Annotated in this window: 10 protein-coding genes; 3 read left to right on the top strand and 7 right to left on the bottom strand. The window is 39.9% G+C overall.

Features of this window, described 5'->3' with window-relative positions; translation table 11 throughout:
* The first annotated feature begins 324 nt into the window (after nucleotides 1-324).
* Nucleotides 325-780: an acetyltransferase gene (locus EAE90_RS01565; protein ID WP_214051963.1), complete on the top strand. Its 456-nt coding sequence runs from the start codon at nucleotides 325-327 to the stop codon at nucleotides 778-780.
* A gap of 70 nt (nucleotides 781-850) precedes the next feature.
* Here the strand turns inward: EAE90_RS01565 and EAE90_RS01560 are convergent, their stop codons facing one another.
* The 5 genes from EAE90_RS01560 to EAE90_RS01540 form a co-directional block, all read right to left on the bottom strand.
* Nucleotides 851-1,675 carry an energy transducer TonB gene (locus tag EAE90_RS01560; protein WP_214051962.1) on the bottom strand — a complete coding sequence of 275 codons (825 nt, stop codon included), beginning with the start codon at nucleotides 1,673-1,675 and terminating at the stop codon, nucleotides 851-853.
* A gap of 81 nt (nucleotides 1,676-1,756) precedes the next feature.
* Complete coding sequence (locus EAE90_RS01555) at nucleotides 1,757-4,759, bottom strand: TonB-dependent receptor domain-containing protein (RefSeq protein WP_214051961.1); 3,003 nt, start codon at nucleotides 4,757-4,759, stop codon at nucleotides 1,757-1,759.
* A 52-nt stretch (nucleotides 4,760-4,811) separates the two neighbouring features.
* On the bottom strand, nucleotides 4,812-6,299 hold the full coding sequence (locus tag EAE90_RS01550) for a surface lipoprotein assembly modifier (protein WP_214051960.1): 1,488 nt from the start codon (nucleotides 6,297-6,299) through the stop codon (nucleotides 4,812-4,814).
* A 95-nt stretch (nucleotides 6,300-6,394) separates the two neighbouring features.
* The gene (locus tag EAE90_RS01545; protein ID WP_214051959.1) at nucleotides 6,395-7,141 is read right to left on the bottom strand and encodes a Slam-dependent surface lipoprotein; all 747 of its coding nucleotides are present in this window, start codon (nucleotides 7,139-7,141) and stop codon (nucleotides 6,395-6,397) included.
* Between the two features lie 764 nt (nucleotides 7,142-7,905).
* On the bottom strand, nucleotides 7,906-9,267 hold the full coding sequence (locus tag EAE90_RS01540; protein WP_214051958.1) for an MATE family efflux transporter: 1,362 nt from the start codon (nucleotides 9,265-9,267) through the stop codon (nucleotides 7,906-7,908).
* Nucleotides 9,268-9,837: 570 nt separating this feature from the next.
* Between EAE90_RS01540 and EAE90_RS01535 the strand changes: the two genes are divergently transcribed.
* Both EAE90_RS01535 and EAE90_RS01530 read left to right on the top strand, forming a co-directional pair.
* Entirely contained in the window at nucleotides 9,838-11,112 is a 1,275-nt protein-coding gene (locus EAE90_RS01535; RefSeq protein ID WP_214051957.1) for a bifunctional O-acetylhomoserine aminocarboxypropyltransferase/cysteine synthase, read from the top strand.
* A gap of 311 nt (nucleotides 11,113-11,423) precedes the next feature.
* Complete coding sequence (locus EAE90_RS01530) at nucleotides 11,424-12,218, top strand: glycoside hydrolase family 16 protein (RefSeq protein ID WP_214051956.1); 795 nt, start codon at nucleotides 11,424-11,426, stop codon at nucleotides 12,216-12,218.
* Nucleotides 12,219-12,269: 51 nt separating this feature from the next.
* On the opposite strand, the gene EAE90_RS01525 is transcribed toward EAE90_RS01530, so the two are convergent.
* Nucleotides 12,270-14,363, bottom strand: a complete 2,094-nt coding sequence (locus EAE90_RS01525) for a TonB-dependent copper receptor (protein WP_422615971.1) — start codon at nucleotides 14,361-14,363, stop codon at nucleotides 12,270-12,272.
* A 148-nt stretch (nucleotides 14,364-14,511) separates the two neighbouring features.
* Nucleotides 14,512-14,994 (bottom strand): DUF2946 domain-containing protein, encoded by a 483-nt coding sequence (locus tag EAE90_RS01520; RefSeq protein WP_214051955.1) that lies wholly within the window; start codon nucleotides 14,992-14,994, stop codon nucleotides 14,512-14,514.
* Nucleotides 14,995-15,231 lie beyond the last annotated feature (237 nt).

The raw sequence follows: 15,231 nt of genomic DNA, 5'->3' as shown, positions 1-15,231 counted from the left end.
CCCCTTTTTAATTAACCAATACCTCATTATAGTTAGTAACAGAGAGAATCCCGCATAATTTTTTTAGGTTTTAAAGTTTAGTGTTGCTTGATTGTTCAATTAACCAAATTGGTTAAAATTCAACTATCTATAAAAAGTAATATTAGACCAAATAGATTGAATTCTCTCCTTTGTTTCATGAAATAGATCACAAAACAGACAGAAGAAGATTCTGATAAGAATAATGATTAAGTCTGAGTAATATCTGAAGCGATCCATCACAATAAACGTGATAGCATTAATTCATCATCGGTTTAGCAAAATAAAACATTAAGAAGAATGAATATGAGAATTCAGCAAGCAATAAAGGCCGATTTCAATAAGCTGATCGAAATCTGGGAAGCCTCGGTACGAGCAACACATGACTTTTTATCTGGCGAACAGATTAATGAATTGCGCCCATTAATTCTGCATACTTATTTACCAGCACTGACTGTTTATAAAGCGATAAATGACAAACACGAAATTGAGGGTTTTATTAGTGTTGATCAGCATCGAGTTGAAATGCTATTCATATCCCCGGATTCCCGAGGTAAAGGCATCGGCAAATCGTTGCTGAATTTTGCCATTAGCGAATTAGGTATCAATGAACTTGATGTTAATGAACAAAATATTCAAGCAGTAGGTTTCTATCAGCACCAAGGATTTAGCGTTTTCAACCGCTCAGAAATTGATGGTCAAGGTAATCCATTTCCGTTATTACATATGCGAATTGAACGGCCGAACGCCGAAGCTATCTGACTCATACTATCCCCACATGACGATACTATTACCAAGGCAGCGACAATCTCTTCGCTGCCCAATTCTTTATTTACTTCAAATTAAATTCTATTGCCAAAGTCAACTCCCTTGGCAAACCGGCTGGTTTCAACCCTACCGACCGAGCTTGTTGGATCGCCGCAAGGGCAGCGCGGTCCAACTCATCAACGCCTGAACTCTGCACTAATTGGTGATTCGTCAAATCGCCGCTATCCAACAAGCTAAACCTGACCTGAACTATCCCCTGTTGCTTCATCTTCTTAGCCCGACGCGGATAGCGTTTATGTTTTTCAATTTCACGACGCAAGGCCGACTGATAGTTTTGTAACTCATCGGCCCCCATGCCAGTCATCGGTTGGCTGGTCGTCGCTTGACGGGCGCCAGCTTGTGAATCCGCAGTATCTCTCCCCGCTAATTGGGCGCTGCCTTCCGTTCGCTCTGGCTGATTTTGCTCTGTTCCCAGTTTACGCCCACGCTCTGCCAGTTTTGGTTGAGGATCTTCTACCGGTTCTTTCTGTGGCTGAGGTTTGCTCTTCGGTTTAGCATCTGCCTGTTTTTCTGGCGGTGGCTTCAGGCGTTCCTGTTTCCGTGGCTTATCCGCAGGCTTATTAAGGACTATTTTTGCCTCATGTGGCGATTCCGCTACCACTATCTCTGGCGGCAACGGGGGCGGAACAGGTTCCGGCTCTACAGGTTGTTCCTGTCCGGCCGGTGCTGCTGAAGCAACCATTTCTATTGACATACTGATTATTGGCGAATTCACTGATTGATTATTCGCACTGTCATCACGCAGTAAATGCCGCGCCATAAACCCAACAATACCCACGTGCAGCAGTAAGGAAGCAAACAAGCCAATATAAAAACGATTTTTCATCATAACTTCAAGCCATCTTTCCGTTCGTTATCTATGGAGATTGCCAGCTCTCCTAATGACAACTGGCGAATCTCTCTTAAAGAGTCAGAACCGACTGGTGACACTAAGCTTAAACGTCCGCCCAGGCGCTGGCATCATGGAGCGAGTTAACGGGTCCAGATAATAGCGATCAGTTAAGTTAGTACCGGATAATTCGACGACCACATCTGGCGTAACCTGATAATTAATATAAGCATCTACAGTCATTACTGAATTCCAGCGCATTGGATTATTACTTATCCCTTTATAAACAGCGGGCATTTTTTTCATTAACCATTTTTCATCCTTATTCTCCACACGACTGTGGTATAATATTCGGCTGCCGATTTCTAAATTTTCATCCAATAACCGACCACCAATATTCAGATTAAGAGAATAACGAGGTGGAATAGTTGTCCTTAAATAACCACCGGGAAAACCGCCATCAATACATTCAGGAACACCAAATTGGTTTCTTGGATCTAACATCAGCGATTCGGTTTTATCGCAAACTTTATTCTTAAGATTATAAGATAGGCCAAAATGGGTAAAGAAACTACCGTTATCATAACGTCCTTGTAGTTCTAAACCGGATAATTTCTGTTTATCTAATTGAGTAAATACAAAGTTACTGTCACGGTCAAAAACATGCTCAATGATGGTATTATAATAAGCGAATCTAATATCCGCATTACGTTCCGCACCCAATAACTGACTTAAATCATGCACATAACCCACTTCTACTGTTTTACTACGTTCAGGTTTAAAAGCACGTGCAGGTTTATCAGTCAAACCGGAAGAAAAGCCAACGGTATCCTCAAAAATACTCGGCATACGTACTGCTTCGGCATAACGGGTATAAATACGTGCATTATCACTCACATAGGCCGTTGCGGAAAATACCGGGGCCCAGGCATGAGCCTTACGTTTAGGTTGTTTAGACCAACGTTCCTGTTCACTTTTTGCTTTATAAACGCCACTATCACCAGTACTCAATATTTCTCCAGAATCATCAACATAACGGCTATTCTGTTGAGCATAACTGTATTCATATTTATACACTTCTTTATTCGTCACAGGATCAATAACGCGCTCATTCATATCAAGTTCCCCATTGAAATAAGGGTTATCTTGTTTATATAACTTACCATCGTCATGATATTTCCAAAGCACTTCTACCGGTACCATAGGACGAAAAATTGAATCTCGTTCTTCTGATTCTTTAATATTTTTTTCTTCATACTCTAAAAATTCATCTAAATCATCAAAACAATCATCAACACAATTACTATATTTCTTATACAACATAGCTTCCCGCTCAGTAAGTGTTCTCAAATATCGTAACCCTTGGCCAACCAGCTTTTTATCCTTACTATAACCAATATCACGAGCAGCTAAACGTTCATTTAAAAAATCATCTTTAGACCAATAGCTTACCCGTCTAGCGCCAGCACTTAATGCCAGCCACGGAGTAGGACGCCAGTCAAAATTAAAGGCAATATTATTTTCCTGACGGCGCCCCTTTCTTGGTGGCGATCGAAAACTAGAAAAATTCTTCCCTTCATAATCATCATGGGAACCTAAACGTTCCCGTTGCAGGCTAGCCGACAAGGTTAAATCTAAATTTGAAGTCAATTCGAAAGCATTAGAGAGATCAACACCCCAACGATTATTATGGGTATTGGTAGAAGCAGTATCGACCAGACGACCATCTTTATTCGGATTTCTTTCCTGACTACCCACATCCCAAGCTTCATCCCGCTCTCGCGGTTCACGTGGATATCCCCCGGCAGTATTGGTATCGCTGATAGTACGGGTAATCCAAAACTTCATATCAAAATCAACCCATTTGTTCCCGTCAGGTTTCCACTTATAATCCAGATTAAATGCCTGCTGATGTACATTCGCCAGCGGCCACTGTGGTACAACATTATTTTCAGCCCGAACCCACCCCAGACGCGAAGGCATAATCTCCCCGTAAATTGTTTTAGTATCGCGAATACCAAACCCAATCGTCTGTTGATTAGCCAGGTACCAGTTATTTTTAAGCAACCAGGATTCCATTTCACTGGAAGTATTAGGTACCTCATTTCCAGGGCGATATATACGCGCGATAAAAGGCAGATAAGGATCATATGACCGGGTACCACCATCAAGGATCTCTATATCCTTTTTACTGATGGGATCATTATAGCGATGAGCACCACCCTTACCGGCAAAATAGTTTCCTTTACTGCGATAACTATAAGCTGCCATTAAATCAAAATATTCCTGTCGGGTACCTAACGCCAGACGTATCGCATTATCTTTTAGGCCCAATAATTTATTATCTTTTGAAGTTTTGGGGGTAATTTCTAACGCAGGATCAACATAATTAAATCCCTGATTAAAACCGGGAATATCCCGATAATCTTGCCCTAATTCCAGATGCGGTACTCGTTCCTTAACAGCATTACTGCTGGTTTCCAATTTCAAGTTAATACCAAATCGTTCGTCTATTGGTACCACATCATCAATACCCAAAGTTTTGATCATTACCGCCCCACCGATCGAACCTTTTACTCCACGTGTCAGTGATGGGCCTTTTTCTATCTCAATGCTGCTGATCAGGTTAGGATCAATATAGTTACGATTATTCGCACCGTTATAACCACGCCAAGTGGTAATTGCCTGCTCAGTACCATCAATGGTAACAGGAACCCGTCCCTGCCCTTGAATGCCACGAATATTAGGATCTAATGCACCACTGTTTCGCGAATCACCACTAAATACGCCGACTGCGCTTTTTAAAACATCCGCCGGTGAAGCACCCTTATAACGTTCTACCAAATCCTTACCCAAGTAAATATTGGTAATATCTTTATCATAAACCGCATCATAACCTGCCTCATCTTTTTCACTGGTCGCTGAAACGTTAATTTTACCAAGGTCAGCCTTATTTTCAGCTGGTTGTTTAGATGATTGATCCGGGGTTATTCGTGTTTCTGCATCAGAACGATAGGGCATCATACTGTAGGCCAATGCCAGCATGAATGTTATTTTGCTATATTTATTATTTAATTTATACATAATCATTATCTGCCATAGTGTGGATTGAAATAACTTATTACTTCAACCAGTATCAAAAATACTTTTCAAACTTGACTAACACTTCATTCTTATTATAGGAATAGAGCCAATCAACATTACTACTATTTTTTCTAAATCGATAAGTAATTACTGGGGTTAAACCAAAAATCTCAAATTTAGGCATACTCACAATTGCCGCATAGAATTGTTCATTATCTTTACGACGCGCATTTAAAGGTACACTGTAATCACCAAATTGCCGTTGGCGCAATGCAGTAAATACTACTGCATTAATTCCCGGATACAATTGAGTAGAAATGCCTGCTCGCACGCCTTTTTGCTGATAATCATCCACTTTTTCAACACTGGTTTTATTAACCCAATCACCACCCGCAAAGGTAATGGTTTGATCAGTTAAATAATAAGATAAGGTAGTATAAACAGAAGTCATATTACCGTCATTATGATTATAAAGTTTATGATAACGAAACTGCTTATATTCACCTTCCAAATTTAATGCCAGATTTTTAGATAGAATATGCATCCATTCGGTTTTCACTCCCGTAGTACGATAACGGGAATGATTACCAACATAATTAAACTCAACGACTGGCCCCATTAGGAAATCATTTTGTTGTGCTTTATAACTATATCCCAAATAAGCAGAAGTAGTATTTTCATTCTCCTCACTGTGATGACGATAGCTTTCTCCATAAGTCATCGAACGTAAAAAAATACCATGATGACCACTTAGTGGATATATCTTACGTAACGTAGCATCATAACTAATACCGTTTGCCTTCTTTGCCATAGGCAACCTACGTTCAGTTATACAACCAACATCTTTATGATATTCAGTACAAGCAGGGGGCTTATCTGGCGACATATTCGTGTTATCGTTAAAGATATATCCCACGGAGAAAGATCCACGCCAAGAATTGCGCAAATTAATCGCCTCCTGATAATTAATTATATTCTTAATGACTGCCGGTGGTAATTTATTTTCATTATCGCGACTAACTGCTGAAATCTCATTAAATAGTAAACTGGCTTCTCTATTTTTTTGATTCTCATAATAGACCCGGGCTAACTCTAATTTAACCCGGGTAAAATCAGGTTGTTGCTGCAAGATGGCCTGATAATGCAGTTCTGCTGCTGCCAAGTCACCCTGAGAACGCGCCAGATTTGCCTGAGCAAAATGGACCAATTGGGTATCATGTCCAGGTAACTTCTGGTATATCAACAAAAAGCGCTCAACATCCTTCACTTGTTGATGATTAATGGCTAAATAGAGCGCCTGACCAATATCATTCACATTATTTTCAACACTAAACGTTTGACCATTAAGTACTATCGATAAATGATCTGTCTTTTTATTTACAGTTTCATCTGTAACCAGCGCTTTTTCTTGATCTTGCAAATTTCGCTGTACGTTATGCCACAATCTTCTACCGGTATCTTCATCTGCCAACACCAGAGATGGCTTTATAAACAAACAGCTAATGAGTAAAGCAAAACGAACAATTGGGGTATTTAACATCGTTAATATCACTGCTTAATTGTCGAACCAAAAATAAACAAAAATAAGACAAAGCCCAGATGAACTTTGTCTTATCCAGTCACCACAAACTCATATTATGGGTTCTTAGTTCCGCCAAAGGCAGTATCTTTACTGTGATCTGCATTAAATTTAGCCACACCAGCTAAACTAGATGCATTATCGCCAAAGAAGTGACCATTGTTTGTCCCGACAAGATTTCCAGCGGTTGCCCTACCCGTAAATGAACCATCAGCTTTAATAACGGAATTAATACCGACAGTGAGCGCACTATTTGCTATTGAACCAGTCAGCCTTTTCTGACCGAAATCCGCAGTAAATGTCCCATGCAGGGCATTGCTACCACTATATTGGTTAACTCCTTTAACCGTATAAGTTGCGATACCACCGGTAGGTAAATTAGTCGTGACATCTTTACCGGAATAATAGGCGGTATGAGTAGTATCAGTCACCTTGCCGGTTTGTGACCATTCACCAAAATAGACATCAGCATTAGCCACTTTACTGAAATTGAACACCCCCATACCACTATGGCTACCCGATCCAGGCATAGAAATTTTATGAATTCCATTTGCATCCGCTGCGGCATAACTTACAAGATTTGAGAAGCTAGTAATCTTACCACCCGCAATAGACTGAACCCCTATTCCCGGTTCTCCACCCGGAGTCGGATGACCGCCACCACGTGGATCAGTCACACCTACCCGAACACTTTGCTTCTGACTATCAAAATCTTGAGTTTGCCCAAAACCTGGATCAGCCATTGCCTGTGTTACTAACCCACATGTACCTAATACTGCAATTAACACTTTAACTTTGTTCATAGCATATTCCTTATGTTAACTAATTAAATGTTAGAGTATTGCTTATTACATAGTTTTAGTACCGTCCGAAGACTGGCGCGCATACTAACGTACTTTTAATAAAAAATGAAATGATAATCATTATCATAAAACAATTGTATCTATTTGTATAGAATGGCAATTAATATAGATAACTATTTAATTATTAAATAAATATTTATCATAACCTTAATAAAATAATGGATATAATCTTAGATGAATCACCCAATAATGAGTGTAAAAATATCAATACACACAGATAGATGAATAAGAAATTATTTCAATAAAAAATTAATTTAATAGTTATTATTTAAATTGTTACTATATGGTGTCAAATTAGCTATTTCACATTAATTAAGAAATATTTGACAATAAGAAATAAAAATCAAAAATATATATTTCATCTAAATGATTTAAATAGAAAAATTATCTCCCCAGATATAAATATATTTATTCCGAGAATGATCACTAATATATCAATTATTAAATTCACTAAAACAAAAATATTACCAACATGACTTAAATTATAACTAAATATAATTTCCCATTGATGGAAAATAAAATAACCACAGTTTTAGAGAGTAAATTTTCATTCACTGTAATTTTTTATAAAATAAATAATTAAATAACAAAATTGATACTCTTTTAGCTCTAAGATTAAAGAGTTGAATTAAGTTATTTAAATAAATTCAGAAAAATCCCCTACCTTTCGACAGGGAATTCATGTAGATATAATAGCTCTTAGGCTAATGCGAAATTAACCGAGAAATCATTCCTCTCTGTCTAACCCTTAAAATGATAAACAGCAAAATAGCATTCACCAGAAGCCCCAAGACCAACCCATACCAAAACCCTATAATTCCCATACTCTCGGTTATCCAGTCTGTCAAAGCCAAAACAAACCCTAATGGCAAACCCACTAGCCAATAACCGAATAACGGCGCGTAAAATACCGACCGGGTATCATGAAAACCCCGTAAAATACCGGATAAAGCCGCCTGACAGGAGTCAAAGAATTGGAACAGGCATAACAGAAAGATTATGTTTAGCGCAATTATTATGACGCCATTATCGTTAGTATAGAGCGAAATAAATGAACCGGCGAAATAGTAGATTAAAACACCAATAACGGCGGAAATAGATAAAATTAAAGCAATTGAGATCCTTATAGTCCCTGTTAATGCTGTTCTATCTCTTTTCCCAATATAAGAACCCACTTTCACCGTCACCGCGGCTGCAATCCCCCCAGTTATGGTATAGATGATAGAGGTAATATTCAGCATAATATTATGTGCAGCAATGACTTGAGCACCTAAAGGAGCAGCGGTTATCGCAATTACATCTAAAAAAACCATTTCAACAAAAAGAGCCAATCCACTTGGCATACCAATATAAAAAGTCTTAATCAAAGAATTATATTTCGGCAAACTAAAATCTATCCTATATCGACGATATTCCTTCTTTAACAAGAAATAGATAATCAGGCATACAGCAATTAGATTATTAATAATTGCAGTTGTAATACCCGCGCCAATGCCTCCCATTGCTGGCAAACCCAATTTCCCATAAATAAATATGTAATTTAATGGTATATTCAATAATAAGGAACCCGCAGACAAATACATTGCGATTTTTGTGTCTTCCAATCCTTGTAGAAATGAACGAAAAACATTAAATATCATAACACTAGGAACACCACAGGCCAGAGCAATAACATAGCCCTGTGTAATTTTTAACATATGCTCATCAATACCAATGAACGAAAGTAGCCAGCTAACTAACATTAATAAAAGAATTATTGGTATCGAAAGTATCACCGCCAGAAACAAGTAATTTTTAAGGCTGGATTTAATCCCTTCGTCATCATGTTGTGCTTTCTGCTTGGCTACATCTGCCGCCAGCATGATAATGGTCCCATACCCTAATACAAATATAGGAAACCAAATACTACTTCCTAATGTTACCGCGGCTAAATCAGCCGTAGCATAGTGACCAGACATCACAATATCAACAAAACTCATTGCTGTACGTGCTATCTGACTAACAATGATAGGGAAAGAGAAAAATAAAAGTTGTTTTAACTCCCGCTGGTTTGAAAACTTAGCCATAAGAATCCCATTAATTTATTGGTTAGTTCCAATAATTGATCATACTAACAATAAATTACGACAAAAATCATTTAAAAAAGTCTGAAAAAATTAGAATCACGAGTATACCTTCTATTTTCGTTCAGGCAACAGCGAATAAATAAATTAAAACAATCTAACGAAAACTAACTATTTCACAAAAATTTTTGTGATCTTTATAAAAGATTGAATATTTATTTAATTATTTTGTTTCAATTTTATATTTTAATCGTTAATGTTACTTGGCTGAAATTATTGAAGTGTTTTGTGATAACATCCACATTTTTAAAAAATAAAGATACCAACACAACTAAAAGTAGATAATTAGTAACTTTTTCAAATTATTTCTTTAATTAATAAATAATTAGCGGAAATATCATGTCTATACAGATATCTATTCTAACTGTTCATCAATCAAAAAGAGAGAGAAATCAAGTTCTTTGTGAGCAATTCCTTATGAGCAATAGTAAGTAGGGCTATGTTTTAACAAAAGCCGCTTACACCTATTCATGAAAGATATATGTCATCTTACCGTAAAAAAAGAGATCGAAAATGAAACCAGAAACTCTTGCTATCCACGGCGGATATTCCCCTGATCCAACAACCAAAGCCGTTGCCGTTCCTATCTATCAAACGACATCCTATGCATTTGACGATACCCAACACGGCGCCGACTTATTTGATTTAAAGGTTGAGGGCAACATCTATTCCCGCATTATGAACCCGACTAATGATGTATTAGAAAAACGGGTTGCTCTACTTGAAGGAGGAATCGCTGCTTTAGCGGTTGCATCTGGCATGGCGGCTGTCACCTGTGCGATTCAATCCATTGCCAGCGCTGGAGATAACATTATATCTGTTGCTAAGTTATATGGCGGCACTCATAACCTGCTAGCTCACACATTGCCGAGATTCGGGATTGAGACACGGTTTGCTGAACACGATGATATTGCAGCCCTGGAGTCACTGATTGATGATCGTACCAAGGCGGTATTTTGTGAATCTATTAGTAACCCGGCCGGTAATATTGTTGATCTGAAAAAATTTGCCGAAGTCGCTCATCGTCATGGCGTCCCCTTAATTGTTGATAATACCGTCGCCACGCCTGTGCTTTGTCGCCCCTTCGAGCATGGCGCTGATATTGTTATTCACTCTTTGACCAAGTATATGGGCGGGCATGGCAACTCTATTGGCGGCATCATTGTGGATTCCGGCAATTTCCCCTGGAAAAAATATCAGCAACGGTTTGCTCTATTGACTACCCCAGATCCCTCCTATCATAACGTCATTTATACCGAGCAATTCGGTAAAGCGGCATTTATCGGGCATTGCCGTGTGGTACCGCTACGTAATATGGGCGCTGCATTGTCGCCTTTTAATGCTTTCCTTATCTTGCAAGGATTGGAAACACTGGCATTAAGAATGGAGCGTCATACTGAAAATGCGCTGAGAGTCGCTCATTATCTGCAAGATCATCCTCAAGTGAGTTGGGTGAAATATGCCGGGTTGCCAGACCACCCAGAACATGAACTGGCTCAACAGTATGTGGATGGGAAGCCATCCGCGCTCCTCTCTTTTGGCATTAAAGGCGGGCAACAATCCGGCGCACGATTTATTGACGCACTAAAATTGATTGTACGACTGGTTAACATTGGCGATGCTAAATCACTCGCCTGTCATCCAGCGTCAACAACCCATAGCCAATTAAATGATGAGGAGTTAATTAAAGCCGGCATATCACAGGATATGATTCGCTTATCAATCGGCATTGAACATATCGACGATATTATTGCCGATCTTGCCCAAGCTCTGGATGCATCGAAATAATTTAAATTGTCATATACCCCGTTCTGACGAACGGGGTTTTATTCATCAATCTTCACTGTTTTTTATTCTACCTATCTCAATTATTTTTTCCCAACTCATGTTGTCGACTTTAATTACCTTTCATTTTTATCAACCAATATTAACACCATATTGAATAACTAAAACGAAAAGCATAGGGGTAATAAATTAAATCGGTAACGCTGTCGCCAATATTCGATAAAGTAATTCATATCTCCGTGACAAGAAGAGGAAATCAATAATAGCTCTCGGATAAATAACGGTTATTCACGTCAAATATACAAGGAAAATAGATGAAAATTCAGTTAGCCTATACGTTGTTATTCAGCACATTGTTCAGTGGATATGCTCTAGCACAAATCCCCAATGAATTCAGCCCTACACCGTCATTTGAAGATAATTTCGATGGCACAACGCTTAATACCCAAAAATGGGATTATCGTGGCCTGGGTGTCAGAAAAAATTGTATTAATACTCAATCAGCGGTTATCGTGCGAAATGGTCATTTAACCATAAAAACCTATTCCGATAGTTCTTCTGGCAAGCTACAGAATTATTGCGGCATGATTTCAACACAAAAAAGTTTTCTACAATCATATGGCTATTGGGAAGCCGCTATCAGATTTAATCGTGCAGAAGGTAATCAAGTTGCATTCTGGGTCCAGTCACCGACAATGGGCCTCGATTTAACAAATCCAGAAAAATCAGGTGTCGAAATTGATGTATTTGAACATTTAGCCGAAGCGACACAGGATCAATATGATCACGCTATTCACTGGAATGGTTATGGCAGCGCTCATAAGGAGTGGTCAAAGAGATTGTCTACCAGTAAACTTGCTGACGGTAAGTTCCATAAATTTGCTGTGGCATGGACACCAAAAGGTTATACATTTTATGTTGACGATATTCCTCAAAATCTGTCGGGGTTAGATCAAGTCCCTATTTCAATCGCCAACCAATATATTATTTTGAGTTCCGAAGTACCGCGCAGTTATCCTGCACAAGGTTACGGCCCGATAAATACAACAACCGCAACATTCGATGTGGATTATGTAAAAGTTTATCCATATATCGGTAATAAGAAATAGTCATCGAGATAATAAATAATTGGCGTCCAATTATTGGACGCCATTTTCTCATTAAAATTTTACATCGACTTTCGCCCACACCGTCCGGCCGGGTTCATTCACTGAGGTATTCGCTGAATAACCAAAGGTGCTATTACCGGCAAGGTTGAGATGTTCGCTGTATTCTTTATCCAAAATATTGTCAATACCCGTGCTAACTTTTACATTTTTGTTAACCTTGTAGGCAACGTTTGCAGAAAGTACGCCGAAACCTGAGCTATCTTGAAAATCTTTGCCGACAACATTCCCCTGCCCCACGGCAATCCGATGCTGGCTGCTCACCAATCGCCACAAGCCGGTACTGCTCCAATCGCCACGCTCATAGGTCAATCCGAAGCGGGCTTCCAACGGCGGGATCTGAGGCATCGGCTTGTTATCCGTCCGGTTTTCCCCCCAAGCATAGGCAAGGCTGGCATCCGTTTTCCAATGATCTGTCAATTGATAACCAAAGCCCATTTCCCCACCCATAATATTGGCATCAACGTTATCAGCCTGGCTAATACGGGCGTTTTTAGGACTGTATCTAAATAAAATGAAATCATTTACACGTCCTATATAGGCGGATACCCAACCATTAAAACGTTCCCCGGTATATTGAGCGCCAATATCAAGCTGAGTGGTTTTCTCACTTTTTACCCCATCAAAAGCACTGGCACTCCCCGCCGGACCATGTGTAGGCGAAAACAGTTCCCAATAATCAGGGAAACGTTCGGTATAACCAATACCGGCATAAAACATCATTGGCATATCAGCCAAAGTATGCTCTAAGCGCATAAAACCACTCGGTAAAGTATCATTACGCTCTTTTTCGCTATTACCAGCAAATTTCTTTACTCGGCTGCGATCAAGACGAGCACCGGTTATTAATTCGCTCTGTTCTGTGGCATACCAAGTTAGCTCACTAAATAGGCCATAGTTATAGAATTGCGCATCCTTTTGCCATCCATTACCTGCTTTATTACGGTGGGTATTGGTTTGTGTATCTGCGCCGCTCTCCAATTTGAAGTCTTGCCATAACCAGGTGCCCATGACTCGCCCCCCGATAACGCGACGATCCAGTTGCATCGACATACCGTGGTTCATATTCATATGCATACCACATCCATGCTTACAACCCGAAGAAGGCATCCCCATTGACATGGGGCTATTCGGGGAACGCAGCGTGATATTGTCCATAATATGGTTGGTATAGTTGTAATAAACTTGGGCTTCAACCTTATCGAGCACCTCACCAATGTGAGATTTCTCAAAACGGACACCAAGACTTTCACGTTTGAACTGTGAGCCATCCATGCTGCGTCCAGCATAGCGGGCCTCTCCATCCCCTTTCCCTGCGTTGAACTCAAGCAACGTATCTTTATCCGGCGTCCATCCTAATGTTAGATCGCTATTCCATTTATCCCAACGTGAAGGAACGCGATACCCATCGCCATCTTTGTAGTCATTGGCGCGGGATTTATTCGCCATTAAACGTAAATATCCCAATTCATTACCAATGCTAGCATCAACATTGCCATCCCAACGGTCATTTGAGCCCGTCAGTCCACTGGCGTTGATTTTCACCCCTGGCTGATCAAAGCGCGGATGTTCACGCTCAAATCTTACTGTCCCTGCGGAAGCACCGGCCCCCCACAATACCGTTTGAGGCCCTTTAATGACGGTCAGCAAATCATAACTTTCTGGCGAAATATAGGATGAAGGGGCGTCCATTCTGCCAGGGCAAGCGCCTAACATTTCTGCGCCATCAGTCAGAAGTTTAATCCTCGAACCAAACATTCCGCGAAATACCGGATCACCATTGGTGCCTCCATTACGGATTTGAGAAAATCCGGGTATGGTTTTTAAATAATCAGAACCGTCACTGGCCGGAACGGGCTGACGGGGGGTTTTTGGCGAGGTGACAATCGCCAAAGGAGAGTACAAAGGCGCGGTTACGGTAATCACATCTCCATCATTGGTTTTTGCACCCTTTACATGGTCGTGTGCATCTGATGCGGTTTCAGCCGCATAGCCATTAAAAGCAGCTAACAGAAAAAGTGGCATTGCCGAATTAATACAACGGGATAGCGTATTTTTTTTATGAGAAATATTTTTTTCGAACATCATCATCTTGCCTTAAATGTAAATCCACCTTCCAAAGTGATATTTCTATCAAAAGCGGAATACGTTATAGAATCCAACCAAAATATTTTTGGTAGAACAAGCTCTTCCTGACTCAACAATGAGCAGGACAAGACATTTCATTATGTTTAAATTAATGAGATGAGATCTGTTCAGGCGGAGCGCGAGGCAACGAATCAGAAAAGATGAAATGCGGCAGAAATGAAGCTACGGTTTGAATCGGTGGTGGCCTTGCGGTCAGCGAAGTTGACCAAAATAGCGGTGTATTCGCCAAATCCAGCATAGGTACATGGATCAGAAAAACGCAGTATCCACAGGCAATATCCTCCAACATCGACATACCGCCACCAGTATGCATACTCATCTGCATGCCATCATGATGGTTAGTAACATATGATGCGGAAGAAATGTCAGAATGAGACATATTGCGAGATATATCATCGTCAGATGACATCACACTATGGCAATCGACCACTCTCGATGAATGAGCCTCACCAATGCGCGCATGTTCCAGTGACCGGGAGATCACTGGCGCAATGAACAACATCAGTATCGCGAATATACCGAGCCAAGCTGGCAGACGACTCCGCGATGTATAAAATTGGATCAGTGACAAACTAAGCCTATTCTGTAGAGAACACATTCAGGGACGGGATTGTACGTATTTAACGACCAAATGTTAAAACACTTTATGCAGGAATGTCGTTTTAGCGACAAAATTTATTATTTTTCTAAAACCAATGGAATTTTTCCATTAAATTCGACCAAAATTTCAGCTCGCCATAACCGTCGTATTTCCAACAATACCGTTTTTCTTTGCAAGAAGAATTTTTATACGAAGGAGCTATGCCCG

This window comes from Photorhabdus caribbeanensis (genome assembly GCF_018448885.1).
Classification (GTDB): Bacteria; Pseudomonadota; Gammaproteobacteria; order Enterobacterales; family Enterobacteriaceae; genus Photorhabdus; species Photorhabdus caribbeanensis.
The sequence above is the reverse complement of the archived record's forward strand: the minus strand, read 5'-3'. Positions and strand labels throughout refer to the sequence as shown.

Excerpts from the sequence above, each read along its gene's own strand:
- EAE90_RS01560 (WP_214051962.1), bottom strand. The coding sequence starts at position 1,675 with ATGATGAAAAATCGTTTTTATATTGGCTTGTTTGCTTCCTTACTGCTG.
- EAE90_RS01525 (WP_422615971.1), bottom strand. The coding sequence starts at position 14,363 with ATGATGTTCGAAAAAAATATTTCTCATAAAAAAAATACGCTATCCCGT.
- EAE90_RS01555 (WP_214051961.1), bottom strand. The coding sequence starts at position 4,759 with ATGTATAAATTAAATAATAAATATAGCAAAATAACATTCATGCTGGCA.
- EAE90_RS01550 (WP_214051960.1), bottom strand. The coding sequence starts at position 6,299 with ATGTTAAATACCCCAATTGTTCGTTTTGCTTTACTCATTAGCTGTTTG.
- EAE90_RS01565 (WP_214051963.1), top strand. The coding sequence starts at position 325 with ATGAGAATTCAGCAAGCAATAAAGGCCGATTTCAATAAGCTGATCGAA.
- EAE90_RS01540 (WP_214051958.1), bottom strand. The coding sequence starts at position 9,267 with ATGGCTAAGTTTTCAAACCAGCGGGAGTTAAAACAACTTTTATTTTTC.
- EAE90_RS01530 (WP_214051956.1), top strand. The coding sequence starts at position 11,424 with ATGAAAATTCAGTTAGCCTATACGTTGTTATTCAGCACATTGTTCAGT.
- EAE90_RS01535 (WP_214051957.1), top strand. The coding sequence starts at position 9,838 with ATGAAACCAGAAACTCTTGCTATCCACGGCGGATATTCCCCTGATCCA.
- EAE90_RS01545 (WP_214051959.1), bottom strand. The coding sequence starts at position 7,141 with ATGAACAAAGTTAAAGTGTTAATTGCAGTATTAGGTACATGTGGGTTA.